This window comes from Streptomyces sp. SID5643, from assembly GCF_009872555.1.
GTDB lineage: Bacteria > Actinomycetota > Actinomycetes > Streptomycetales > Streptomycetaceae > Streptomyces > Streptomyces iakyrus.
In genome coordinates, this window is sequence record NZ_WWIC01000369.1 from 65,971 (window position 1) to 90,370 (window position 24,400).

The following is a 24,400-nucleotide window of genomic DNA, read 5'->3' on the forward strand; positions in this document are numbered from 1 at the left end:
CGCTCCCCGGTGGTGCACTGGCTGGTGTGGCCATTGATGCAGTGGTCAACTGACCCGGATCATAGCTCTGTTCATGTGCAGATGCATGGGCAGATGCACGTGCACGCGGGGTGGTCCCGCGGTTACAGCTTTGACGACCGCTTGACCGAAGTTCTTGACTGTTTGACGGCTTGACCGCACCTCTCGTTCCCGCGGGTCCGCGACGAAGTCGGGGGGTTCGGCGGAGGTCCGGTGGAGGCGGAGCATCCACTCGGCGGCGGGACGAGGGGCACGGCGGCTGCCGTGCCGACGAAGCGTGAGCTGAGGGGGCGGCCCCGGGCCGGCCGTTCGACCGGCCGACCCGCATCCGGAAGACGGCCGCGGCCTACGAGGACGGGGAGAAATAGGCCGGTCGCAGCAGGCCGGTGTCGTCCCTGTGACCGGTACGTCGCTCGGACCATCGCCGGATGCCGCGCCCGGCTTCCGGCCCCCGTGGTCCCGCGCCCCCCGCTCCGGCCGACGGCCTTGGGACGCCCCGACCGACGGCCTTGGGACGCCCCGACCGGCGTCCGGTCCGGTCCGGGGCGCCGGGGGCGGGCCCCGGGGCCTGCCGGCCGACGGGGTCGACGTGCCGTGCACCGGAGGGCCCCCGTCCGTCAAGCGTGGGGAACCTCACCCGGTGCGCGGGCGAACGCGTCGGCTGTGGGCCGGCTGGACCGGGCGGCGGTCGCCGGCGGTGGCGCCGGCGTCCCCTTCGGTCTCCGGACGCCCGTAGCGCCGGGGTCCCGCAGCCGTCCCGCGTGGACCTGATCACGCGTGCCTGCGTGGTGCCTCGGCCGACTGGACCGGGCATCAGGCAGGGCGCCGGCGGTGGCGCCGGCGCCCTGCCCGGTGTGGATCACCGGTCGCGGGCACGGCACGCAGGCCGGCAGCCGTCTCCGGGCCGGTCGCGGCTCGGGCCGGGGGTTTCCCCGCCCGTCACGCAGGGAGAACCCCGTCCGGTCAGGCACGGGTGCGTGGCGGCCGCCGCCGGCTGAACGAGCCCGCTCCGACCGGGGCCACCGGCATCCTGCCCGGCCCCGGCCCCGGCCACGGCCACCCGTCACGGACCCCGGCACTGGCCGGCCGACAGCAGCCGACGAGGCCCGTCGTGGCACGGGGACCCGTCGCGGCACCCGGCAGGGCCCTTCCGTCACGCGTCGGCTTCGTCCAGGGCCGGGGCGAGGGGTCAGCGGGAGGTGGAGTACGGGAGCAGTGCCATCTCGCGGGCGTTCTTGATGGCCTTGGCCAACTGGCGTTGCTGCTGTGACGACACCCGGGTGACGCGGCGGCTGCGGATCTTGCCGCGGTCGGAGATGAACTTCCGCAGCAGGTCGGTGTCCTTGTAGTCGATGTAGGTGATCCCGGCCTGGTCCAGGGGGTTGGGCCGGTTCTTGGCGGGCTTGCGTTCGGGCTTGCGCGGCATGAGGGGTCAGACCTCCAGGAGGGTGTCGAAGGCGTGCGGCAGCCGCTGCCAGGCGTCGGGCCCGGCCGCGTACTCGGCGTCGGTCAGCAGGCAGGACTCCAGCAGCCGCTCCAGGCCGTCCCGGTCGAGGCCGGGCGAGGTGAAGACGAGGTGCTGGCAGCGGTCACCGTGCTCGGGGTGCCAGTCCAGCGCGGCGGCGGCCCGGCGCACCGGCGGGACCATGTCCCAGGCCGCGTCCGGCAGGGAGGCCAGCCACGGGCCCGTGCTCTCCACGCACAGGGCCCCGCCCGCCGCGTCCCAGTGGAACAGCGTGTCGGGCTTGTCGGCGAGCCAGAACCGGCCCCGGCTGCGGGCGGCCGCACAGGTCAGGTCCTCCAGGGCGGCGTAGAGCCGCTCCGGATGGAAGGGGCGCCGCCTGCTCCACACCAGGGTGGAGACGCCGTGCGCGTCGGCCTCGGCGGGGAGCAGGGCACAGGCCGGGTGCTGTGCGGCGGCGGCCGCCTCGACGTCGAAGCCGGCCAGGGCGGCCTGGGCCAGGGGGGAGAGCGGACTCCGCCGCGGGGTCGGCACCATCAGGTCGTCGCCGTTCGGTTCGGCCGGGTCGTCCTGCCCGATGCACACCTGGCGTGCCGTCGGGTGCAGCTGCGCGAGCAGCTCGCGGTCCTCCTCGTCGGCCTCCGGGGACTCGGCGACGGCCAGCACGGGGGCGTACTCCAGCTGGCGCGCGAAGGTGTCGGCGACCGTGCGCTGGTCGGTGGCCGCGGCGGCGAGACCGCCGTCGGCCAGGTCGTCGCCGTTGCCGAGGTAGGGCAGGACCAGGGCGGGGTCGACGGCGGTGATCACGCCGGTGACGGTGAGACCGCCGGCCGTGACGACCTCGGCCATGGCCTTGGGCTCGACGGAGTCCCACAGTTCGACGACGGCGAGCCGGGTGCCGCCGGTGTCCCGGAGCCGCTCCAGCTCCGGGACCAGGTCCTCGCGCAGGGCACAGCAGGCGCAGTCGTTGACGAGCGGCGCCTCCCCCGCGTCGAGGATGCCGGAGGCGTCCCTGATGGTCCGTACGACCGTGCCCGCTGCGGCCGTCGCGAGGTCGTGGTGCAGGACGACGCTGCCGGGCACGTCGGCGAGCAGCCGCGCGACGGCCGCCCGGCGGGCGTCGGCGTGCAGCCCGCCGACGATGACGACGGGGAGCCCAGGAGGGACAGCCATGGGGTCAGCCCTTCTTTCCGTACCGGCGCTCGAAGCGCTCCACGCGGCCCGCGGTGTCCAGGACGCGGGCCGTGCCGGTGTAGAAGGGGTGGCTGACGTCGGAGATCTCGACGTCCACGACCGGGTAGGTCCGGCCGTCCTCCCACTCGATGGTCTTCTCACTCGTCATCGTCGAGCGGGTGAGGAAGGCGTAGTTCGCGGCACGGTCACGGAAGACGACGGGGCCGTACGCCGGGTGGATTCCCTCGCGCATGGTCAGCGCTCCTCTCGGAATTCGACGTGGCGGCCGGCGACCGGATCGAACTTGCGCAGGGTCAGTCGGTCCGGGTCGTTGCGGCGGTTCTTGCGGGTCACGTAGGTGAAGCCGGTCCCGGCGGTGGACCGGAGCTTGATGACCGGCCGGAGTTCGTTGCGTGCCATGCCGCTATACTACTGAAAATGAATTCCATTTACATCACCTGAGACAGAGAGGTACGTCACCACCCATGTCCGCGCACTGCATGCTGACCGGCGCACAGCCGGGCTTCGGCAACCGCATCTCGCACTCGCACCGGCGCACGTCACGCCGGTTCGACCCCAACATCCAGTCCAAGCGCTACTGGCTGCCGAGCGAGGGCCGCTACGTCCGGCTCCGGCTCAGCACCAAGGGGATCAAGACCGTCGACACGATCGGGATCGAGGCGGCCGTCGCCCGGATCCGCGCCCGGGGAGTGAGGATCTGATGGCCAAGAAGAGCAAGATCGCGAAGAACGACAAGCGGCAGGAGGTCGTCGCGCGGTACGCCGCCCGGAGGGCCGAACTGAAGGAGATCATCCGCAGGCCGTCGTCGACGGAGGCCGAACGGCTCGCCGCCCGGGCGGAGCTGCGCAGGCAGCCGCGGGACGCGAGCGCCACGCGGGTGCGCAACCGCGACCAGGTGGACGGCCGGCCGCGCGGCTACTTCCGGGCGTTCGGGCTGTCCCGGGTGAGTCTGCGGGAGCAGGCGCACGCGGGGTATCTGCCCGGGGTGCGCAAGTCGTCCTGGTAAGAGGTGTTCAAGGAAGCCCTTGACGGGCCCTGGTAGCTTGCTGCGATCGTTCCGGCCAGGAGGCCGGCCGGTGCCGTCCGGGCCGGTCGGCCGGCTACAGCTTGGGGGCTTGCAGTGACTTCGGTGATCTTCTCGCGTCGCTCCGGCGCCGTGCGCGTCGCGGCGGCGGCCGCGGGACTGGCGGGCGTGCTCGTGCTCAGCGCGTGCAGCAGTGACGGCGGCTCGGGGGACGACTCGGCGTCCAGTCCGTCCCCTTCGGACTCGGCGTCCGCGGCGACGGGCGGGGGCTCCGGATCCGGCTCCGGCGGGTCGGCCGGCGGTGAGCTGGCGGGCAGCTGGCTCGCGACGACCGGTGGCAAGGCCGTGGCGCTGGTGATCACCGGCAAGCAGGCCGCGCTGTTCGCCACGGGCGGGAGCGTGTGCAGCGGCACGGCGGGCGAGGAGTCCGGGATGCGGATGATCCGCCTGAAGTGCACGGACGGCTCCAAGGACCGGGCGACCGGCATGGTCGACTCCGTGAACAAGACCAGCCTGAAGGTCACCTGGGAGGGCGGGATCGGCGCGGAGACCTACACGAAGGCCGAGGGCGGCAAGCTCCCCACGGGCTTCCCGACGGCGGGCCTCGGCTGACACCGGCTCCGCACGGACGGGTCACGGATCCCCAGGGGGAGCGTGGCCCGTCCGGCGGTCGGGGGTCTGGCTGGAGCCGGAGGTCAGCGGGGCGCGGCCGGAGGAACGGGCCGTGCGATCCCCCGGCAACCGACGCCCCCGCCCGACCGGCAGACCCCGGGCATCAGGGGTGGATCGGGGTTCGGTGAGGGCCGGCGGGGAGAGGCGGCCAAGCCCTGCGCGTCCGACCGCAGGTGCGGCGCTTCGCAACCGGCCTGTGCCGGAAGTGCGGTGAGGGCGTGTGGGCGTCCGGCGTTCGGGGGAATCGCAGGGGGTGCGTGCCCCTGCGGGACCCGGGTGCGTGATGATCCAGAGGCTTGAAGCCGCTTCCGTACGACACGCCCAGAGGACCCCATGCGCACCTTCCCCTTCGCCCTGGCAGCCGCCCTCGCCACGACGCTCCTGCTGACCGGCTGCGACGACGACAAGACCGGTGGTGACGACGTCAAGAACGCGGACCGCAAGAGCGGTTCGGCGTGCGCGCTCGGCGACATGGGCGTGGAGGTCGGTGCGGGCGCCGCCCCGGCCGCCGGGGACACCGGCACCGTCACCGTCACGCTCACCAACAAGGGTGCGCAGTGCGCGCTGAAGGGCTTCCCCGGCGTCGACCTGCACTTCGAGGACGGCACGACGTCCGTTTCCCCGGACGAGGGCGCGAAGGCCCAGTCGCTGACCCTCGCGGAGGGCGGCACCACGTCCTTCACGATCACCTACGTCCGGGGCGAGGCGGGCTCCGCGGAGAGCCTCGACGTGCACAAGGCGTCCTTCACCCTGCCCGGCGACACCACCACCGCGCACGAGCTGGAGTGGACGTATGGCGAGGTCGCCCGGAAGAACGGACCGCAGGCCTCGGTGAGCGGCTTCGAGACCTCGGGCGACTGACGGGAGCGGGGCGGGGATCAGCGCAGCGGGGATCAGCGCAGCGGGGATCAGCGCAGCGGCGGCCGGTGCCGGACCTGGGCCCGGTCCGCCGCCCGCGTGCCCTCCGTCCAGCCCGCCGCGTCGCGCACCCCGCGCAGCCGGGTCGTGGTCGTCTCCGGGAACATCCGGTCCAGCCGCCCTGTCACGGCAACCTCGCGGGAGGCGAGGACCGGCAGCAGATCGTCGGTCACCTGGTTCTCGGTGGCGGCTGCCAGCCGGGTGCCGACGCGGTGGGCGTAGGCCGCGAGGAAGGATTGCCGGAACGTTTTGGTGCGCTTGCGGCCGCCCGCCCTCCCCCGAGCTCCCGGCTGCGCTCGAGCAGGGGGCACCCCCAGCGCCGCCTCCGCCTTGGTCATCGCGGTCGTGGCCTGCACGAGGAGCGAGGTGTAGAGGAGTTCGACCGCCTCCAGGTCGGTTTCGAAGCCGACGACGGTGGAGAAGCCGAGGGGCTCGTTCCAGACCGCCCGGCAGTGGTTGGCGTCGGCGATCGCGTCCAGCAGCACCGCCTTGGCCTGCTCGTACGGCGGCTCGACCCCGATCCGGCAGGCCCCGGGCACGTCCGGCGACGGCGCCCGCGCCGCGAGCAGCGCCTCGTCGACGCTGTGCCGGGCCATCAGCTCCTGCGCCTTGGCGCTGAGCGCCTCGGCCTCCTCCGGGAACCCGGTGGCCTCCGCCTTGGCGAGCAGCGCGCGGATACGGGTGAGCATGCGGGACTCGGTCCCCGCCCCTCGTGGTGCCTGCCCGGGCGCCTCGTCGAGGGCCTCCAGCGCCGGCAGCCGCAGCAGCAGGCGGTACAGCTCCAGTACGGCGGTGGCGTGCGAGAAGCGGTCGGTGCGGGGCGGGGCGTCGTCGGGGAGTTCCGCGAGCTGGGCGTTCCAACGGCGGCCGCGGGGGCCGTCGGCGGGGACCTGTGCGCGGATCAGCGCGGCCGCCAGCAGCACGTGCACGTCGTCCAGCTCGCGCCGCACGATCCGCACGACATCGGCCGGCTGCCAGCCGCGCCGCCACGCCCCGGCCACGAACTCGTGCCCGCGCCGGGCGAGTTCCGCGTCGGCCGCCGGGTCGGAGGCGAGCAGGGACGCGCCGGCGTCCAGGGCCGTCTCGCCGGTCTCATAGAGGGCCGATGCGAACGCGCGATCGACGGTGCTGGACGTACTCACGGGCCGATGGTGCCATGCCTCCCCTCCCGGCCCAGGTGTCAACCTACGGTTGACAGCCATCGGAGCGCAACCTACGGTTGACACATGACGAACCCCGAGACCACGTCATCCATCCGTCTCGACGACCTCATCGCGGCCATCAAGAAGGTCCACCCCGAGCCGCTGGACCAGCTCCAGGACGCGGTGATCGCCGCGGACCACCTGGGCGACGTCGCCGACCACCTGATCGGCCACTTCGTCGACCAGGCCCGGCGGTCCGGCGCGTCCTGGACGGACATCGGCAAGAGCATGGGCGTCACCCGGCAGGCCGCGCAGAAGCGGTTCGTGCCGAAGGAGTCGAACGACCTCGACCCGAGCCAGGGCTTCGACCGGTACACGCCCCGCGCCCGCAACACGGTGATGGCCGCGCACAACGCCTCCAAGGCCGCCGGCAACGCCGAGGGCCTGCCCGAGCACCTCGTCCTCGGCCTGCTGGCCGAGCCGGACGGCCTCGCCGCGAAGGCGATCATCAAGCAGGGCGTCCCGCTCGACGCGGTCCGCGAGGCGGCGACGGCGGCTCTTCCGCCCGCCCTCGACGAGGTCCCCGAGCTCGTGCCGTACGGCCAGGCGGCCAAGAAGGTCCTGGAGCTCACCTTCCGCGAGGCCCTGCGCCTCGGCCACAACTACATCGGCACGGAGCACATCCTGCTCGCCCTGCTGGAGCACGAGAACGGCGAGGGCGTCCTCAGCGGCCTCGGCATCGACAAGGAGCGGGCCGAGCAGTACATCGGGGCGGTGCTGGAGAAGATCATGCAGGCACAGCAGGAGACGGACCAGACCTGACGAGGCCTTCCGCGCAGGCGGGCCGAGGGGCGTTGAAGCTCCTATAGATCGTCAAGCCCGTGGGCGGGCTCCATAGGATGCGTTCGTGACGCGGTTTGATGAGGTCAAGGCGATGTTCTGGGGCGAGGGCCGGTACGGGGTTCAGCCTCCGTTGACCGACGCGGTCGTTCAGGACGCCGAGCGTCGGCTCGGCGTCCGTCTGCCGGCTTCGTTGCTGGAGCTGCTGCGGGTCCAGAACGGTGGCCTCGTGGCGGAGCTGTGGAACGCGTTCCCGACCGAAGTGCCGACGTCATGGAGCGAGAATCACGTTCCGCTCGACGACATGATGGGCATCGGCCATCGCGACGGCCAGTCGTCCTTGCTGGACACTGCGTATCTGGTCGAGGAGTGGGGCCTTCCGTCTCCTCTGGTTCTGTTGTCCGGTGATGGTCACTGCTGGATCGCTCTCGACTATCGGGGGTGCGGGAAGCATGGGGAGCCGTCCGTGACGTGGTTCGACGTGGACGACGGCACGGAACTCCCGCTGGCCGCGGACTTCCAGGCGTTCGTCGAGGGTCTGGTCGCGGCCACCTCGCTCGATTCCGACGACTCGGACGGTGACCGGTCGGCGTCATGATCCAGCTCTGGCCGAGCCTGTCGTGTTCAGGGTGCTGGTGCTCACGAGGTGCCTGTAGATCTCGCGGGCGACGATCCTCTTGAGACACCGCATGATGTCCTTGCTGGACATGCCCTCGGCAGTGCGTCGGGCCACGTAGTTCCGTGTCCGTTCGTCGTGCCGCATGCGGACCAGGACGATGGTGTAGAGGGCACTGTTGGCATGTCGGTCTCCGCCGCGGTTGATGCGGTGGCGGTTGGTGCGGCCCGACGAGGCCGGGACCGGGGCCGCGGCGCAGAGGTGGGCGAAGGACGCTTCGGATCTGAGCCGGTCGGGGTTGTCTCCTGCGGTGATCAGCAGTTGGCCGGCCGTCTCCGTCCCCACTCCGGGCAGGGCGACGAGACTGGGTGCCGCCCGGGCCACCAGGGGAGCGAGGTCCGCGTCGGCCTCTTTGATCTCCTGCTGAAGGGTCTGGTAGCGGCGGGCCAGGCGGCGAAGTGCCGTCTTGTCCGCGCAGTCCGGATCCGCGAGATCACCGACCGGCCGGGTCCGGGCGAGTGTGTCGATCAACAGGCCGGTGGGCAGTCCACGCAGCTTGTCTCGCAGGGCGGAGGGAGCGATGACCATCTGAGCGCGGATCTGGTTGATGGTCCGCGTCCTGGCCTTGACCGCGCTCTTGCGGACCACGCGCAGAGCACGGATCGCTTCCACGATCCCGTCCCGGCTCTTCGGAGTTCCGCTCGCCCGGCCGGACAGGACCGCGGTGGCCGCCGCGTAGGCGTCGATCGGATCGGACTTGCCGTGAGCCCGCCTGGCCCTGCGGTCCGGGCGGTCGACCTCCACGACCGTGACGCCGTTCGCGGTCAGGAACCGGGCGAGTTCGGCGCCGTAGGCTCCGGTGCCCTCCATCCCGACCGCGATGACCTCGCCCTGGGAGTGGAGCCAGGCCAGCAATTGCTCGTATCCGGCCGAGTTCGTTGCGAAGGACTGCGTGTCCAAGTGACGGCCGACCGAGTCGATCACTGCGGCCTGGTGGACGTCCGTATGGGTGTCGATTCCGCCGATCACCGCTATCTCGGGCGCTGTCATCCTCGGCTCTGCCGTCCTTCCCTCTGAGGCTGCGAACAGCGCATGCTGCCCGGGCAGACGGACAAGACAGTGAAGAGGCTGGTGGCCAAGCTCCTATGAGGTCACGGACACCCGCGAGCACACGCGGTGGCATCCCTCGGGGGCCGACGATTCAACGCACAGGCAGCCGAAGCGCCAGTCAGACCCGGAGTCAGACCCCCGAGCGATGCCGCCTCCATCCTCACTGTCAGACCCCCCTGTCACACTCGCGACATGGCCGACCGGTGGGCGCTCGCTCCGGCCGAGGACGGTGGCGTGGACGTCGCCCCCCTCGGTCCGGACGGGCTGCCCTCCGGCCCGGTGCGCCGGGAGGCGGATGCCGCCGAGGCCGTCCGGAGCCGTCCCGGCGTCACGCGGTGGGTGTGGCGGTCCACCGCCGAGGTCTACCCCCGCCTGCTCGCCGCCGGGGTGCGAGCCGAGCGGTGCTACGACATCGAAGCCGCCGAGACCCTCCTCCTGGGCCACGAGGGGCACTACGGGGAACCCCGCTCGGCCGCGGCCGCCCTGGCCCGGCTGCGCGGCGGCCCCGTACCGCCCGATCCCCCGCAGCGCGCCGCCGAACCGGGCTCGCAGTCCTCGCTGTTCGAGCCGCAGGGCGTCCACCTGCCCCTGGCGGACCTCCTCGCCGTCTACGCCGAGCAGCACAGGCGGCACGAACGGGCCGAGCACCCCGACCGGATGCGGCTGCTGACGGCCGCCGAGTCGGCGGGCATGCTGGTGGCCGCCGAGATGAACCGCGCCGGGCTGCCCTGGAGCGCCGAGGTGCACCGCGTCCTGCTGCACGACCTGCTGGGCGAGCGGTACGCGGGCGGCGGCGAGCCCCGCCGCCTGGCCGAGCTGGCCGACGAGGTGTCCGCCGCGTTCGGCCGCCGGGTCCGCCCCGACCTGCCCGCCGACGTGGTCAAGGCCTTCGCCCAGGCCGGGATCAAGGTCTCCTCGACCCGCCGCTGGGAGATCGAGACCGTCGACCACCCCGCCGTGAAGCCCCTCGTCGAGTACAAGAAGCTGTACCGCATCTGGGTGGCCCACGGCTGGTCCTGGCTCCAGGACTGGGTGCGCGAGGGCCGCTTCAGACCCGAGTTCCTCGCGGGCGGGACGGTCACGGGGCGCTGGGTCACCAACGGCGGGGGCGGGCTCCAGATCCCCAAGGTGATCCGGCGGGCCGTGGTCGCCGACCCCGGCTGGCGGCTCGTCGTCGCCGACGCCGACCAGATGGAGCCGCGCGTCCTCGCGGCGATCTCCCGCGACCCCGGCCTGATGGAGGTGGCCGGCCGGGAGACCGACCTGTACCAGTCCGTCTCCGACCGCGCCTTCTCCGGCGACCGCTCGCAGGCCAAACTGGCCGTGCTCGGCGCGGTCTACGGCCAGACCTCCGGGGACGGCCTGAAGAACCTCGCCGCGCTCAGACGCCGCTTCCCCAGGGCGGTGGCCTACGTCGACGACGCGGCCCGGGCCGGTGAGGAGGGCCGGCTCGTGCGGACCTGGCTCGGCCGGACCTGCCCGCCCGCGGCCCGGGGCACGGACGACGCGACGGAGGAGGCCGGCATCCCCACGGCCGCCGTCGGCTCAGGTTCCGGTTCCGGCTCCGGCTCCGGCTCCGGCTCCGGGGAGGACGACCAGCCGGACGGCGGGCAGTGGGTGCCCGGCTACGCGTCCACGAACGCCCGCGCCCGCGGCCGCTTCGCCCGCAACTTCGTCGTCCAGGGCAGCGCCGCCGACTGGGCGTTGCTGCTGCTCGCCGCGCTGCGCAGGGCCTGCGCGGGGCTGGCGGCCGAGCTGGTCTTCTTCCAGCACGACGAGGTGATCGTGCACTGCCCCGAGGAGGAGACGGAGACGGTCGTGGCGGCGATCCGCGAGGCGGCGGCCCTGGCCGGACGGCTGACCTTCGGGGAGACGCCCGTGCGGTTCCCGTTCACGACGGCGGTGGTGGAGTGCTACGCGGACGCCAAGTAGCCGGACCGGGCGGGGTGTCGTCGAGGCCGCGGGGTGACCGGTCGGCGGGGGTGAGCAACGCGCGTAGCTCTGCGACGACCGTCTGCTCGTCCGTTCCTTCCAGGGCCGCGAGAGCCGAGTCCCACGCCTCGCGCGCGGCGCCGATGTGCCCCCGCTCCCGCAGCAGCAGCCCCTGCTGGTGGCGGGCGAGACCGCCGGTGTAGCGGTCGGCGCGGGCGTCGGCCCGCCCCAGCAGCTCGGCGCACTCACGGGCGGCCCGCCCGCTGCGGCCCAGCAGACGCAGGGCACGGACCAGACCGAGCCGGGTCCGGGACTCACCGTGCCAGTCGCCGTGGCCGCCGAGGATGCGCAGACTCTCCTCGAAGTGCGGCAGGGCGGCGGCCGGCCGGCCGAGCCGCAGATGCGCGTACCCGATGTTGCAGTGCGCGGAGTGCCGCACGATCACGGCGCCGATCTCGTCCCCGAGGGCGAGCGAACGCCGGTGCTGCTCGATGGCGGCCCGCGGGTCGGTGTGCTCGACGAGGTTGCCCAGGTGGCTGCGGGTGACGGCCTCGCCGTACGGGTCGTTCAGCTGCCGTGCGTAGTGCAGGCTCCGCGCCAGTGCCTCACCCGCCTCGCCGCGTCGGCCGAGCCCGTCCAGCAGCAGACCGCGGTTGTCGAGGCAGCGGCGGATCCAGGAGGGACGGTCCAGCCGCCGCCAGAGGGCGAGTGCCCGGTCGTTGAGCGCGAGGGCGTCGTTGTGCCGGCCGGTCAGGATGTGCGACCCGGCGAGGTCGGCCAGCGCGCAGGCCTCCGCCTCCGCGTCTGCGAGCCGCCGGGCCACCCGGAGGCCGGCCTGTCCGAGCACCTCCATCTCGGCGACACGCCCGCGGTGGTGCGTGTAGGGGAAGATCAGCCGGACGAGCGTGCAGACCAGCCCCGCGCGCTGCCCGGACGGGTCGTCGGCGTACCGCTCGACCAGGGTGACGATGTTCTCCAGCTCCCTGTCCCCCCAGGCGAAGGCCTCCCCGGGCCCCGCGAAGGGGGCGACGGTGCCGACGTGGGCCGGGTGGCCGTTCGGCTGGGACGGGGTGGCCCGGCGGCGGTCGTCCAGGTCGAGGCCGGGTGGCACGATCGCGGCGAGGACGCGTTCGGCGACGGCCGCGTACCAGTGCAGCGCCGTGCCGACGGTGTCGGCGTCGGCGTCGGCGTCGGCGTCGGCGTCGGCGGTGTCCTGCCCTCCGGCCCGTTCACGGGCGAAGTCGCGCACCAGGTCGTGCGGTGTGTAGCGGCCGTACGCCGACTCCTCCAGCAGGGCCACGTCGAGGAGGCGTTCCAGGGCGGCCTCGGTGCGGGGTTCGCCGGTGCCGCTGAGGCGGGCGAGCAGGGGGGCGCCGTAGGCGGGCAGGTCGAGCGCGCCGATGCGGGACAGGGTGCGGGCCGCGTCCCGGTCGGTCTCCCGCTCGGAGGCGGCGAGGGCGTCGTGCGCGACGGCCAGGGAGCGGCGGACGCTCAGGTCGTCGTACTCCAGGTGGTGCAAGCGGCTGCCCGCAGCGGCGAGTTGCCCCGCCAAGGCGTCGGGGGTCAGGGCCGGACGGGCGGCGAGGCGGGCGGCGACGATCCGCAGGGCCAGCGGGAGCCTGCCCGTGAGCTCGACGAGGAGCCGGGCGGCGTCCGTACCGTCCAAGCCGTCGCGGCCCGAAGCCCTGCGCAGGAGTTCGGCGCTCTCCTCGTCCGACAGCGGGGCGAGCGGGAACCTGGCCGCGCCGTCGAGGGCGGTCAGCGGCGAGCGGCTGGTGACGATCACCCCGCACCCGGCACCCCCCGGCAGGAGCGGCCGTACCTGCGCGGCACTCGCGGCGTTGTCCAGCACCAGGAGCGTGCGCGTCGGCGCGAGCAGCGAGCGCAGCAACGCGGCCGCGGCGTCCGGCTCTTCCGGGATACGGCAGGGTTCGATACCGAGGTCGCGCAGCAGGGCGTTGACCGCCTGAGCAGCGGTGAGCGGGGGCATGCCCGGCGTGGCGCCGTGCAGGTCGAAGTGGATCTGCCCATCGGGGAAACGTTCCGCCAGCTGATGTGCGACGTGCAGGGCGAGCGCGCTCTTGCCGACGCCGGCCATGCCGCTGATGACGGCGGTGGGGTGCGGGCCGGGAGCCGTGAGCGCCCGGCGCAGGGACTCGCGCAGGGGAGCGCGGCCGATGAAGGGGGTGACGGGAGGCGGCAGTTGGGCAGGGGAGGGCACCGGCTGGTCCGGTTCACGCCGCTGTCCCGCGCCACCGCCCCCCGTGGCCCCCCGCAGCACCTCGACATGCGCCTCCCGCACCCCCGGACCCGGCTCGATGCCGAGCTGGCCGACGAGGCGGGTGCGCAGGTCGCGGTGGACGGCCAGGGCCTCGGCCTGACGGCCGGTCCGGTGCAGGGCGAGCATCAACTGCCGGTGAAACACCTCCCGCAGCGGATACTCACCGGTCAGCACCGCCAACTCCGGCGCCAGTTCGTGCAGGCGCGGACCGCCCAGCGCCAACTCGGCGTCACAGCGCCACTCCAGGAGCAGCAGCCGGGCCTCGCTCAGCCGCTGCGCGAAGGCGTACCCGCCCACCTCGGGCGGCAGTCCGGCGAGCGGCGCACCCCGCCACAGGGCGAGCGCGTCCGTGCACACGCGCACGACCCGCTCCCAGTCCCGGCCGGTGTGCGCGGCACGCGCCTCGGCGACGTGGGCGTCGAAGAGGTGGACGTCCAGCTCGCCCTCGTCGATCCGCAGCACGTACCCGAAGGGCACGGTACGCAGCCGTTCCGGATCGTCGAGCAGCCGTCGCAACCGGGCGATGTGGTTGTGCAGGGAGGCCTGGGCGGACACGGGCGCCGCCTCGCCCCACAGCGCGTCCTTGAGCGACTCGACGGAGACGACCCGCCCGGCGTCGAGGAGCAACGCGGTCAGCAGCACGCGGGACTTGGGGCCTGCGATCGCCCGGGCCGTGCCCCGGGCCACGCCCTGGGCGTCGTAGAACAGCACCGGCGGCCCCAGGAGCCCGAACCGCATCGTCACGCCACTACCCCCCGTGCACCCCGCCCTGACGAGCTCCCACCCCCGGGCGGCTGATTTCCGCCACCTTGATCTTCGCCTGCTCCGCCGGAATCCGCCGCCGCCCCGGCCGTCGTCGGCTCCGGCCCGGCGACTTCCGGCCGACCGGCGGACGACGCAACGGCGAACCGTTGGCGACATGTTAGCGATCGGTTGGCAAAGCCTGATGTGATCACTACATCGGATCTGGCCCGGCGGTGCGCGCGTCTGGACGCGCAACTCGGGGGAGTGTCGCCGCCGCGGCCGGGTCCGGGTCCCGGTCGGCGGAGGTGAACGGCCGGGGCCCCCTCCATCTCTCCGGCGCCCTGCCGGCCTTGCCGGCCGGCGTCAGATGACGGGCGGCCGCCCCAGCCGGGTGAGCCGCCACACCGTCCGCCACCGCATGGGCCGCCGCTCCCCCGCCGGCTCCCGTACACCTTCCACGAATCCGCCGAACCACGCGCGCAGCCCTGCGCCCGACCGGTTCCGGGCGAGGGTGAGCAGCACCCACACCGCCAGGTGGACGGGGACGAGCGCGAGCGGCAGCCGGCGGCGGGCCAGCCAGACCCGGTTGCGGGCGTTCACCCGGTAGTAGATGGCGTGCCGGGCGGGCGAGGTCTTCGGATGCCGGAGCAGCAGCTCCGGCGCGTACAGGATCCGCCAGCCGGCGTCCGCCGCGCGCCATGCGAGGTCGGTCTCCTCGTGCGCGAAGAAGAACTCGGCGGGCCAGTCGCCGATCTCGTCGAGCATCGCCATCCGCAGGGCGTGCCCGCCACCGAGGAAGCCGGTGACGTAACCGCCCCGGAGGGGGTCCGAGTTGCCGACGCGGGGCACGTGCCGCTGCTGCGTCTCGCCGAGCTCGTCGGCGATGCGGAAGCCGACGATGCCGAGCCGCTCGTCGGCGGCGTACAGATCCCGTACGCGGCGCAGCACATCGGCGTCCACGAGCAGACCGTCGTCGTCCAGGTCCACCACGACGTCGATGTCGCCGAACTCCCGCAGCCGGGCGAGGGCCGCGTTGCGCCCGCCGGGGCAGCCGAGGTTCTCGTCGAGCTCGACGGCGGTGACCTCGCCGGGCAGCGACAGCCGCCGGGCGAAGTCGGGCAGCGGGCAGCCGTTGCCGACGACGACGATCCGCTCGGGCGGCACGTCCTGCTTGGCCACGGACTCCAGCAGGGCGTCGACCTCTGCGGGCCGGTTGCCCATCGTCACCACGGCGACGGCGATCCGGGGCGCCCCCATGTCCTCACCTCGTCCCGGTCGGCAGCTGACGCACTGACCGGCGATGCTAGCCGTTCACGGTGAGGACCCTTCACGGACGCCTGCCGGACGGCGGTTCGCCTACGCCGTTCAGCGCAGGCCGGTCCGGGCGGCACCCGACCGGAGCGGGCACAGGATGTCGGGTGCGGCGGGGCCCGCGCTGCCTAGCGTGAGAGCACCGAGAAGGAAGGAGACCGGACGTGCTGGACCGGCTCAACCAGGTGATGGACCGGATCGAACGGAACCTCGCCGACACCGTCGACGTGGCGGACCTGGCGCGTACGGCGTGCACCTCGGAGTACCACCTGCGCCGCATGTTCTCCGCCCTGGCCGGCATGCCCCTGTCGGAGTACGTCCGACGCCGCCGGCTGACGGTCGCGGGCGCGGAGGTGCTGGCGGGGGACGCGACGCTCCTGGAGATTGCGGTCCGCTACGGCTACGGCTCCGGCGAGGCGTTCGCGCGGGCGTTCCGCACGATGCACGGCGTGGGTCCGGGCGAGGCCCGGCGCACCGGTGCCGTGCTCGTCTCCCAGCCCCGGTTGGCCTTCCGCCTCACCGTCGAAGGGAACAGCAGCATGCACTATCGCGTCGTCGACCGCCCGGCCTTCACCGTCACGGGCTTCAGGACCCGGATCCCTCTGATCCACTCCGGCCCGAACCAGGCGATCATCGATTTCGTCCGCGGCCTCGACCCGTCCGCGGTGGACCGGCTGGAGAAGCTGTCCGACCAGGAACCGCAGGGCCTCGTCGCGGTCTGCGACGACCTGGACCCGAGCCGGGCCGAGGGCACGGAACTCGACTACTACCACGCCGTGATCACCGCGGCCCCGGCCCCGTCCGCGGCCCCCGAAGGCACCACCGGCCTGCCGGTCCCGCCCGGCACCTGGGCGGTCTTCACCACGTCGGGCCCGGCTCCCCGGGCCATCCAGGAACTCTGGCGCGACGTGTTCACCGAGTGGTTCCCCTCCACCCCCTACCGCACCCGCCCCGGCCCGGAGATCCTCCGCACCCGCCTGTCCGCCGACGGCACGGAGGCGGACGCCGAACTGTGGCTCCCGGTGGAGCGGGAGACCAGCAGCTGAGCCACACGCCCGTCCCGGGCCGGCTGCCGTCCGGCCCGGGGTGCGGCGGAGCGCCGGCCGCCCCCCGGCCCGACCCCGGCGACCCAGGGACCCGGACGGCTCCGGCGGCACAGGCGATCCGTGCCCCGCCGGACCAGCCCGGACTGGGCGGTTCGGACGGTCGTGTGGGCCCGGCTGTCTAGGCCGTTTCCACCCCGGGGCGGCCGCGCAGGTAGGCGAGGACCGCGAGGACCCTGCGGTTGGTCGTGTCGTCGAGGGAGAGGTCGAGCTTGGTGAGGATGGAGCCGAAGTGCTTGCTGACGGTGCCCTCGCTCACCACCATGGCCGCGGCGATCGACGCGTTGGACTTGCCCTCCGCCATCAGCGCGAGCACCTCCTGCTCCCGCGCGGTGAGCCGGGCCAGCGGGTCGCGCCGGTGCCTGATCAGCTGGCGCACCACCTCGGGGTCGACGACCGTGCCGCCCTCCGCGACCCGGTGCACCGCGTCGACGAACTCCTCGACGTGGCCGATCCGTTCCTTCAGGAGGTAGCCAACGCCCGTGCCGTCGGAGGAGTCGAGCAGGTCCTCGGCGTAGGACCGCTGGATGTACTGGCTGAGGACCAGGATCGGCAGTCCGGGCCGGCGACGGCGCAGGGCGATCGCGGCACGCAGACCCTCGTCGGAGAAGCCGGGCGGCATCCGTACGTCGGTCACCACGATGTCGGGTTCGTGTGCGGCGACCGCGTCGGTGAGCTCGTCCGCGGAACCCACCGCTGCGACCACCTGGTGCCCGAAGCGCTCCATGAGGCCGACGAGTCCTTCGCGGAGCAGGACGCTGTCCTCGGCCAGCACGATGCGCAGCATCAGTTCCTCAATCATGCGGTCGTCTCAGGGGGTTGAGCAGGGTACCAGCAGGCGGAACACGGTGGGCCCGCCGACCGGACTGGACACCAGCAGGCGGCCGTCGAGGACCGAGACGCGATCGGCGACGCCCTGGAGACCCGTCCCCCGCCCGGTGTCCGCGCCCCCGAGACCGTCGTCCTCGACCTCCACGGTCAGCTGCCCGTTCTCCAGGCCGCCCCGCACCACGGCCCGGCTCGCGCCGCTGTGCTTGGCGACGTTGGCGAGGGCCTCGCTGACCGCGAAGTACACGGCCGTCTCGATCGCCTCCGGCGGCCGGACCGGCAGGTCGAGGTCCACGTCGACGGGGATCGCCGACCGGTCCGCGAGATCCTCCACGGCCGCCACCAGGCCCCGGTCGGTGAGGACCTGGGGATGGATGCCGCGGATCAGCTCCCTGATCTCGACGAGGGCGGTGGCCGCCTCCTCCTGCGCCTTGGCGAGCAGCGGGCCGAGCGGGCCGTCCGCCGCGTCGAGGCGGGCCAGGCCCAGCGTCATGGACAGGGCGACGAGCCGCTGCTGCGCTCCGTCGTGCAGATCGCGCTCGATGCGGCGCCGCTCCGTCTCGAAGGCGTCCACGAGACGGACCCGGGAGCGCCCCAGCTCCTTGATCTTCGAGTTCAGTTCGCCGGTCGGCGAGGCCAGCAGGAAGCGGGTCAGGGCGGCCCGGCCCGCGGCGATCGCCCCGAGCGGGTAGGCGAAGACGGGCATCAGCAGCAGCCCGGCGAGCGCCGCCGCGAGCGCCCCGGGCCGGCTGTCCACGATCCACATCTTGAGCACCCGCGCCTCCTCGCCGTCGACCGCCAGCATCACCGGCGTCGCGAGCAGCCCGCCGCACACGAGCAGGACCGAGCCCACGACCAGCGCTTCGAGGGGCCACAGCAGGAAGCCGAAGAGCACCGCGTAGCCGAGCTCGCGCCAGGTGGCGCGTTCCTGGAGCCGGGTGCGCAGCCAGGCGGTGAGACCGGTGCGGTCGGGTTCGCGGTGCGGATCGGCGAGCGGCTCGCTGTCGATCAGACGCAGCCGGCTGCGCTCGACCGAGGCCAGCGGCACCCCGGTGAGGACGAGGACGAGCAGCAGCGGGAGGCCGACGACGACCACGGTGAGCACGCTGCCCGCCACGGCGAGCAGCACGAGTGCGAGCAGGGTGACCACGCCGAGGACCACACTGCTGAGCAGGTACAGCGCGGCGCGCCACGGCCAGCCGCTGCGTACGTAGCGGCGCAGGTGGAGCCGGGTCCAGATCGTCGGGGGGTGCATGCGCCGCACGTTATGAGACCTTTCCGGCCCGGACCACCCAGCTAGCTCCACCATCGGGGTGGGCACGGCTACCGGGCAGGACTGGACCTGGCTGCGATGTGCCGGGCGCCCCCGCGCGGTCTGCTGCAAGGCCCCGGACGACGGGGGGGGGACGGCACTGCGAGATGCCCGAAATGGGCTGGGCCCAGGGCCAGTTGGCGGCTGTGCCCGTGTGGCTGACGCTGCTGACGCTCTGCATTTCCGTGCCGGTGCAGCCATCGTGCACAGGAGGGTGGAGCTACCTCCACCCCCAAGACTCCGTCCCGCTGCGATGTCACCGTCGAGCGGGCCCGGTTGAGTGGACACCATGAATCAAGCAGCCGTCCGGCTCCGCTCCGTGACCCGGTCCTACGGGACAGGCGACAACGCGGTCACCGCCCTCGACCAGGTCAGCCTCGACATCCCGCGGGGTACCTTCACCGCCGTGATGGGCCCTTCGGGCTCCGGCAAGTCGACCCTGTTGCAGTGCACGGCGGGGCTCGACCGGCCGACCGGGGGCCAGGTCTTCCTCGGGGAGACCGATCTGACCCGGCTGAGTGAGAAGAAGCTGACGCTGCTGCGCCGACGGCGCATCGGGTTCGTCTTCCAGGCCTTCAACCTGCTGCCCGCGCTGACCGCCGAGCAGAACGTCGGACTGCCGCTGCGGCTCGCGGGCCGCCGCCCCAGGCGGTCCGAAGTCCTGAACGTCCTGGAGCAGGTCGGCCTGCGCGAGCGCGCCGGGCACCGGCCCAGCGAGATGTCGGGCGGCCAGCAGCAGCGCGTGGCGCTCGCCCGCGCCCTGGTCACCAAGCCGGAGGTGCTGTTCGGCGACGAGCCGACGGGCGCCCTGGACTCCTCCACGAGCCGCGAGGTGCTGAAGCTGCTGCGGACGATGGTCGACCGCGGCCAGACGGTGATCATGGTGACGCACGACCCGGTCGCCGCCTCCTCCGCGGACCGGGTGCTCTTCCTCGCCGACGGCACGGTCCAGGGCGAGCTGTACACGCCGACGGCGGAGCAGGTCGCCCAGCGGATGACCGCCATGAGCGCCGTCCCGTCGAAGGCCACGGCGGTGGCGTCGTGCTGAGTCTCGCGCTGCGCGGGATGCGCACCCGCTGGGTCACGTTCGTCGGTTCGTTCGTCGCGCTCGCACTCGGGGTCGGCCTCATCGCCACCACGGGCCTCGCGCTCGCGGCGACGTTCGACGCGCCGAAGCGGGGCACCGAACGCTTCGCGGAGGCGCGGGTCGTGGTGCAGGGCACGGACGAGGTGAAGGCCGAAACCCCGATCGGGGTGCGGACGTCGGCGCTGACCAACCCCCGTGCGGTTCCGGAGAAGCTGGCCGCCGGGCTGGCCACGGTGGGCCCCGTCACCGAGGACCGTACGTTCCCCGTCTCGGTGCCGGACGCGGACCGGCTGACCGGCGCGGACACCGCACTCGTGGGCCACTCGTGGGCCATCGCGGCGGCCACGCCGTACCGTCTCACCTCCGGACGCGCCCCCACGTCGCCCGGCGAAGTCGTCGTCACGACCGGGCCCGGCGCGCCGGTGCGCGCCGGGGACCGGATCCAGGTCGTCACGCCCGAGGGCGCCGGCACCCGCACCGTGGTCGGCACGGTACCCGCGGCCGGCTTCGAGTCGGCGGTGTTCTTCACCGCCGCCGAGGCCGCACGCCTCTCCCCGCGCATCGACCGGGTGACGGTGGACGCCGACCCGGCCGCCGTCCGCGCGGCGCTCGGCACCGGCTCGGGCATGACCGTCCTCGCCGGCGACGACCGGCGGCGCGCCGACCCCGACCCGGACCGCGACGAGCAGGCCCTGGTCTCCGTGAACGCCCTGCTCGGCACGGCGGCCGGCATCACCGCGTTCGTGTCGGTGTTCGTGGTCGCCTCGACGTTCACCTTCGCGGTGGCGCAGCGCAGGCGGGAGTTCGGACTGCTGCGGATGGCGGGCGCGACACCCGGTCAAGTGCGGCGCTTGGTCTACGCCGAGGCCCTGGTGATCGGGGTGCTCGCATCGGGTGCGGGGTGCCGGCTGGGCCGGTGGGCCGCGCCGCGGCTCGCCTCGTGGATGTCGGGAGAGGGCCTCGCCCCGACGTGGTTCCGGATCGGTGAGCAGACCTGGCCGCTCCATGTCGCCTTCTGGACCGGCCTGACCGTGGCCCTGTGCGGCGTCGTCGTCGCGTCCATCCGCGCGGGCCGGACCGGCCCGACGGCGGCGCTGCGGGAGTCCGCCGTCGACAGCGGCACCATGCCGGTCAGCCGCCTCCTGGTGGCCGCCGCCGTGCTGCTCACCGGCCTCGGCCTGCTCGTCACGGCGCTGGTGGACAACCCCGGCGACGTGCTGAAGCGCAAGACGTACATCACCCAGCCGATGCTGCTCATCGTGGCGACGGCGCTGCTCGCGCCGCTGCTGGTGCGGCCGCTGACCCGGCTGCTGACCTGGCTGCCCGCCCGGCTGCCGGGCGCCGTGGGCATGCTGGCGCGGGAGAACGCGGCGGCGGGGGTGCGCCGGACGGCGGCCGTGGCCGCGCCGGTCATCATCACGGTGGCGCTCGCCTGCTCCCTGATGGGCACGACCGCCACCATCAACGAGGCCAAGGCCTCCGAGGCCCGCACCCAGACGCGCGCCGACTACGTGGTCTCGTCGGGCGACGCCGGCCGGGCGCTGCCCGCCGGGTTCGTCCGGGCGGCCCGTGACGTCCCCGGCGTCACGGTCAGCACGTCCCGCTCGACCGGGGTGACCGTCCTGGAGGAGGGCACCGCCCTCGTCCGCTCCGAGGCCCGCGCCGTCGACAGCGGCACGGAGCTGTCCGCGGTGTCCGAACTCCCCGTCGTCGCAGGAGAACTGGCCGACCTCGACGACGACAGCATCGTCGTCAACGAGGAATGGCTGACCACCCGCGTCGGCGACCGGGTGCCCGTCTGGCTGGGCGACGGCCGCAAGGTGGACCTCAGGATCGCCGCGGTCCTCGGGATCGGCACCGGCGACAACGGCGTGTACCTCACGGCCCGCAACGCCGCCGGCGCGGGCGTCGACCGCGTCGACGTGAAGGTCGCCGCCGGCGCGGACCGGGCCGCCGTCGACCGGCGGTTGCGCGCCGCGGGCGAGGCGAGCGGCGTCGAGGTGCTCGGCGCCGGGCAGTGGATCGACGAGCACTACCCGCGCTCCAGCGAGTCCACCCGGCTCGGCCTGCTGATGATCCTCGCCATCGCCCTGGTCTACACGGGCATCGCGCTGGCCAACACGCTGGTCATGGCCACCACGGACCGGGTCCGCGACCTCGCCGCGCTGCGCCTGACGGGCGCGACGAAGACCCAGGTGCTGCGCCTGGTCGCCGTCGAGTCGGTGATGGTCGTGGTGGTCGGCGCGGTGCTCGGCGCGGCCGTCTCGGCGGTGAACCTGCTCGGCGTCCGCACCGCCCTCGGCCTGCTCGACGTGCGCTCCGCGATCGTGGTGCCCTGGCCCACGGTGGGTGCGGTGATCGCCGCGAGCGCCTTCCTCGCGGTCCTCGCGGCCACCCTGCCCGCGTCGTTCGCCCTGCGCACCCGGCCGGTGGAGCTGGCGGGCATGCGCGAGTAGTCCCGCCGGACGCGCGGGCCGGTGAACTGCTCCCGCACCCGCACCCGCACCACGGTCGCCGCGTCGCACAGCGAGACCGCGTACTCCAGGACGCCTCCAGGGAGCCGTCAGCCGAGCGGCCGATGAACACCGACAGGCCCGTCTTGGCCATGGTCCACGACTCGGCGGCTGGTCAGCTTTGCTCCCGCCTCGGCTCCGGTCCTCTTCGGCCTCAACTCCTCCGCGGCCTTCCTGGACGCAGCCCTGGGCGGTGGGCTCGGCGGCCTCGCGCAGGAATGGCTGCCGGTGACCCCGCTCGGCCTTCCCGCCGCCTTCCTCACTCCGGTCGCCCCCGTTGTCACCGTCATCCAGGTGAAGGCGAGCAAGACGCGGGCTTCGCAGGAAGCCGTCCAGGCCGGCCGATGACGCAAAACGAGGGAGGCCGTCGCGGGTCACCCGGATCAGACAGCAAGGACAGAAAAACCCCCGGGTCAAAGGCATGACCCGGGGGGTTAGATGGAGCCGCCTTCGGGATTCGAACCCGAGACCTACGCATTACGAGTGCGTTGCTCTGGCCATCTGAGCTAAGGCGGCGCGCTGTCCGCACTATGGTGCGATCAGCAACGACGGTAAGTCTACACAGTTTCGAAGGGTGCTCCGCACCAGCCCCGGAGGCGGGCCCTCCGGGGCCGGGGGCAAGGCTATGAGCAGCGCTTTCCGTCCGTGGGCGGGGTGCCGCGCAGCAGGTAGGCGTTGATCGTCCGGTCGATGCAGGAGCTGCCGCGGCCGTAGGCCGTGTGGCCGTCGCCCTCGTACGTGAGGAGGCGGGCCGAGGAGAGCTGGCCGGCCAGGGCCTGCGCCCAGCGGTACGGGGTCGCCGGGTCCCGGGTCGTGCCCACCACGACGATGGGCGCCGCGCCCTTCGCCTCGATGCGGTGCGGCTCGCCCGTGGCGTGCACCGGCCAGTACGCGCAGTTCAGGGCCGCCCACGCCAGGCCCTCACCGAAGACCGGCGACGCCTTCCGGAACTCGGGCAGCGCCCCGCGCACCTCGTCGGGGGTGTCGAAGGAGGCCGGGAGGTCCAGGCAGTTCACCGCCGCGTTGGCGAACATCAGGTTGCTGTAGGCGCCGTCGGCGTCCCGCTCGTAGTAGCCGTCGGAGAGGACCAGGAGTCCGGAGCCGTCGTTCTCCTTCATCGCGGACGTCAGCGCCTCGCGCAGCTGCTCCCAGGAACCCTCGTCGTACATGGCCGCGATCACGCCCGTCGTGGCGAGGGACTCGGTGAGCTTGCGGCCGTCGCCGTCGGCGGTGGGGACGGGCCGTGTGTCGAGCTTCTCGAAGAACGCCTTGAGGTTCGCGCCGACCCGCTCGGGCGTGGTGCCCTTGCCGCCCAGGGGGCAGTCCGGCTGCCGTACGCAGTCCTTCGCGAAGGACCGGAACGCCGTCTCGAAGCCCGCCGTCTGCTCCAGGTTCAGCCGCCGGGCCGGCAGCGACGGGTCCATCGCGCCGTCCAGCACCAGCCGGCCCGCCCGGTCCGGGAAGAGCCCGGCGTACGTCGCCCCGAGGAAGGTGCCGTAGGAAGCGCCGACGAAGTTCAGCTTCTCGTCGCCGAGCACCGCCCGCACGATGTCCATGTCCCGGGCCGCCTCCACGGTGGAGACATGGCGCAGCAGCCGGGGCGCGTCCGCGCCGCAGCCCTCGGCGAACGCCCGGTACGCCGCGACCAGCCCGTCCGTCTCCCTGCCGTCGTCGGGCGTGGCGTCCGTCTGCGTGTACCTGTCCATGCCCGGCCCGTCCAGACACTCGACGGGTTCGCTGCGGGCCACGCCGCGCGGGTCGACCGCCACCATGTCGTAGCGGGCCCGCACCTCGGCCGGGTAGCCGATGCCCGCGTACGCCTGGACGTAGCCGATCGCCGAGCCGCCCGGCCCACCCGGGTTCACGAGCAGCGAACCCAGCCGCTTGCCGGGCCCCGTGGCCTTCTTGCGGGTGAGGGCCAGCCGGATGTCGCCGGAGGACGGCTCGGCGTAGTCGAGCGGCGCCTTGAGGGTGGCGCACTCGAAGCCGGGGACACCGCAGCCGCGCCAGGCCGGCTTCTGCCCGTAGTACGACGAGAGCGCCGCAGGCGTGGCCTGCGGCAGTGCGACCAGTGCCGCCTCCGCCGCCGCGGAGGCGGCGGACGTCGTCGCGCTGCCGGAGGAGCAGGCGGAGACGAGCAGCGCGGCCGTGGCGAGGAGTCCTGCGGCGGTCTTGGCCCGGTTTCGTGTCCTGCGGTGGAGACCGCCGGAGCCGGAGGCGGAGCGGGGGGTGCGCCGTGTGTACATCCAGCGAGCGTAACTCTGGGCGACGGAATGAGTGCCGTGCGTGCTTG

At 73.4% G+C, this 24,400-nt stretch carries 21 protein-coding genes and 1 tRNA gene; 10 read left to right on the plus strand and 12 right to left on the minus strand.

All coding sequences use genetic code 11. The features are described 5' to 3' along the window. Window positions 1-1,207: 1,207 nt before the first annotated feature. The 4 genes from rpsR to rpmG are packed head-to-tail and all read right to left on the minus strand — an operon-like array spanning window position 1,208 to window position 3,073. Window positions 1,208-1,444, minus strand: a complete 237-nt coding sequence (gene rpsR, locus GTY56_RS39570; RefSeq protein ID WP_161370076.1) for a 30S ribosomal protein S18 — start codon at window positions 1,442-1,444, stop codon at window positions 1,208-1,210. Between the two features lie 6 nt (window positions 1,445-1,450). Next, window positions 1,451-2,653, minus strand: coding sequence for a CobW family GTP-binding protein (locus tag GTY56_RS39575; RefSeq protein WP_161370077.1), 1,203 nt, complete (start codon window positions 2,651-2,653; stop codon window positions 1,451-1,453). 4 nt (window positions 2,654-2,657) lie between these two features. Continuing rightward, window positions 2,658-2,906, minus strand: a complete 249-nt coding sequence (locus tag GTY56_RS39580) for a type B 50S ribosomal protein L31 (RefSeq protein ID WP_033310254.1) — start codon at window positions 2,904-2,906, stop codon at window positions 2,658-2,660. A gap of 2 nt (window positions 2,907-2,908) precedes the next feature. After that, window positions 2,909-3,073 carry a 50S ribosomal protein L33 gene (rpmG, locus tag GTY56_RS39585; RefSeq protein ID WP_033310252.1) on the minus strand — a complete coding sequence of 55 codons (165 nt, stop codon included), beginning with the start codon at window positions 3,071-3,073 and terminating at the stop codon, window positions 2,909-2,911. 65 nt (window positions 3,074-3,138) lie between these two features. On the opposite strand from rpmG, the gene rpmB reads away from it, so the two are divergent. The 4 genes from rpmB (at window position 3,139) to GTY56_RS39605 (ending at window position 5,231) form a co-directional block, all read left to right on the plus strand. Further along, window positions 3,139-3,375, plus strand: a complete 237-nt coding sequence (gene rpmB / locus GTY56_RS39590) for a 50S ribosomal protein L28 (RefSeq protein ID WP_033310249.1) — start codon at window positions 3,139-3,141, stop codon at window positions 3,373-3,375. Next, window positions 3,375-3,680: a 30S ribosomal protein S14 gene (gene rpsN / locus GTY56_RS39595; protein WP_161370078.1), complete on the plus strand. Its 306-nt coding sequence runs from the start codon at window positions 3,375-3,377 to the stop codon at window positions 3,678-3,680. Before rpmB ends, rpsN begins: the two co-directional genes overlap by 1 nt. A 123-nt stretch (window positions 3,681-3,803) precedes the next feature. Next, the gene (locus GTY56_RS39600; RefSeq protein ID WP_346345682.1) at window positions 3,804-4,310 is read left to right on the plus strand and encodes a hypothetical protein; all 507 of its coding nucleotides are present in this window, start codon (window positions 3,804-3,806) and stop codon (window positions 4,308-4,310) included. 393 nt (window positions 4,311-4,703) lie between these two features. After that, the gene (locus GTY56_RS39605) at window positions 4,704-5,231 is read left to right on the plus strand and encodes a DUF4232 domain-containing protein (RefSeq protein ID WP_161370079.1); all 528 of its coding nucleotides are present in this window, start codon (window positions 4,704-4,706) and stop codon (window positions 5,229-5,231) included. Between the two features lie 47 nt (window positions 5,232-5,278). Here the strand turns inward: GTY56_RS39605 and GTY56_RS39610 are convergent, their stop codons facing one another. Next, window positions 5,279-6,430, minus strand: coding sequence for a DUF2786 domain-containing protein (locus GTY56_RS39610; protein WP_346345683.1), 1,152 nt, complete (start codon window positions 6,428-6,430; stop codon window positions 5,279-5,281). An 84-nt stretch (window positions 6,431-6,514) separates the two neighbouring features. On the opposite strand from GTY56_RS39610, the gene GTY56_RS39615 reads away from it, so the two are divergent. Continuing rightward, a complete protein-coding gene (locus GTY56_RS39615) occupies window positions 6,515-7,252 on the plus strand; it encodes a Clp protease N-terminal domain-containing protein (protein ID WP_161370081.1) in 738 nt (245 codons plus the stop codon). Window positions 7,253-7,364: 112 nt separating this feature from the next. Further along, window positions 7,365-7,868, plus strand: coding sequence for an SMI1/KNR4 family protein (locus GTY56_RS39620; RefSeq protein ID WP_202511351.1), 504 nt, complete (start codon window positions 7,365-7,367; stop codon window positions 7,866-7,868). Here GTY56_RS39620 and GTY56_RS39625 read toward each other — a convergent pair. Continuing rightward, on the minus strand, window positions 7,863-8,936 hold the full coding sequence (locus GTY56_RS39625) for an IS110 family RNA-guided transposase (protein WP_161370083.1): 1,074 nt from the start codon (window positions 8,934-8,936) through the stop codon (window positions 7,863-7,865). The genes GTY56_RS39620 and GTY56_RS39625 overlap by 6 nt on opposite strands. 252 nt (window positions 8,937-9,188) lie before the next feature. Here GTY56_RS39625 and GTY56_RS39630 point away from each other — a divergent pair, with 252 nt between their 5' ends. Beyond that, window positions 9,189-10,928: a bifunctional 3'-5' exonuclease/DNA polymerase gene (locus GTY56_RS39630; RefSeq protein WP_161370084.1), complete on the plus strand. Its 1,740-nt coding sequence runs from the start codon at window positions 9,189-9,191 to the stop codon at window positions 10,926-10,928. On the opposite strand, the gene GTY56_RS39635 is transcribed toward GTY56_RS39630, so the two are convergent. Next, window positions 10,888-13,947: an AfsR/SARP family transcriptional regulator gene (locus GTY56_RS39635; protein ID WP_161370105.1), complete on the minus strand. Its 3,060-nt coding sequence runs from the start codon at window positions 13,945-13,947 to the stop codon at window positions 10,888-10,890. The genes GTY56_RS39630 and GTY56_RS39635 overlap by 41 nt on opposite strands. A gap of 369 nt (window positions 13,948-14,316) precedes the next feature. After that, the gene (locus GTY56_RS39640; protein ID WP_161370085.1) at window positions 14,317-15,210 is read right to left on the minus strand and encodes a glycosyltransferase family 2 protein; all 894 of its coding nucleotides are present in this window, start codon (window positions 15,208-15,210) and stop codon (window positions 14,317-14,319) included. Window positions 15,211-15,428: 218 nt separating this feature from the next. Between GTY56_RS39640 and GTY56_RS39645 the strand changes: the two genes are divergently transcribed. After that, a complete protein-coding gene (locus tag GTY56_RS39645) occupies window positions 15,429-16,310 on the plus strand; it encodes a helix-turn-helix domain-containing protein (protein WP_161370086.1) in 882 nt (293 codons plus the stop codon). Between the two features lie 178 nt (window positions 16,311-16,488). Here GTY56_RS39645 and GTY56_RS39650 read toward each other — a convergent pair whose 3' ends face one another. Together GTY56_RS39650 and GTY56_RS39655 are read right to left on the minus strand one after the other, a co-directional pair. Continuing rightward, the gene (locus GTY56_RS39650) at window positions 16,489-17,154 is read right to left on the minus strand and encodes a response regulator transcription factor (RefSeq protein ID WP_161370106.1); all 666 of its coding nucleotides are present in this window, start codon (window positions 17,152-17,154) and stop codon (window positions 16,489-16,491) included. 24 nt (window positions 17,155-17,178) lie between these two features. Further along, window positions 17,179-18,450 (minus strand): sensor histidine kinase, encoded by a 1,272-nt coding sequence (locus GTY56_RS39655; protein ID WP_161370087.1) that lies wholly within the window; start codon window positions 18,448-18,450, stop codon window positions 17,179-17,181. A 346-nt stretch (window positions 18,451-18,796) separates the two neighbouring features. Here GTY56_RS39655 and GTY56_RS39660 point away from each other — a divergent pair, with 346 nt between their 5' ends. Together GTY56_RS39660 and GTY56_RS39665 are read left to right on the plus strand one after the other, a co-directional pair. Beyond that, on the plus strand, window positions 18,797-19,555 hold the full coding sequence (locus GTY56_RS39660; RefSeq protein WP_161370088.1) for an ABC transporter ATP-binding protein: 759 nt from the start codon (window positions 18,797-18,799) through the stop codon (window positions 19,553-19,555). Next, window positions 19,549-22,050 carry an FtsX-like permease family protein gene (locus GTY56_RS39665; protein WP_161370089.1) on the plus strand — a complete coding sequence of 834 codons (2,502 nt, stop codon included), beginning with the start codon at window positions 19,549-19,551 and terminating at the stop codon, window positions 22,048-22,050. The genes GTY56_RS39660 and GTY56_RS39665 overlap by 7 nt, the downstream gene beginning before the upstream one ends. 496 nt (window positions 22,051-22,546) lie before the next feature. On the opposite strand, the gene GTY56_RS39670 is transcribed toward GTY56_RS39665, so the two are convergent. Together GTY56_RS39670 and GTY56_RS39675 are read right to left on the minus strand one after the other, a co-directional pair. Then, a tRNA-Thr gene (locus GTY56_RS39670) sits at window positions 22,547-22,623 on the minus strand. A 107-nt stretch (window positions 22,624-22,730) separates the two neighbouring features. Then, window positions 22,731-24,353, minus strand: coding sequence for an alpha/beta hydrolase (locus GTY56_RS39675; RefSeq protein ID WP_161370090.1), 1,623 nt, complete (start codon window positions 24,351-24,353; stop codon window positions 22,731-22,733). Window positions 24,354-24,400: the final 47 nt, after the last annotated feature.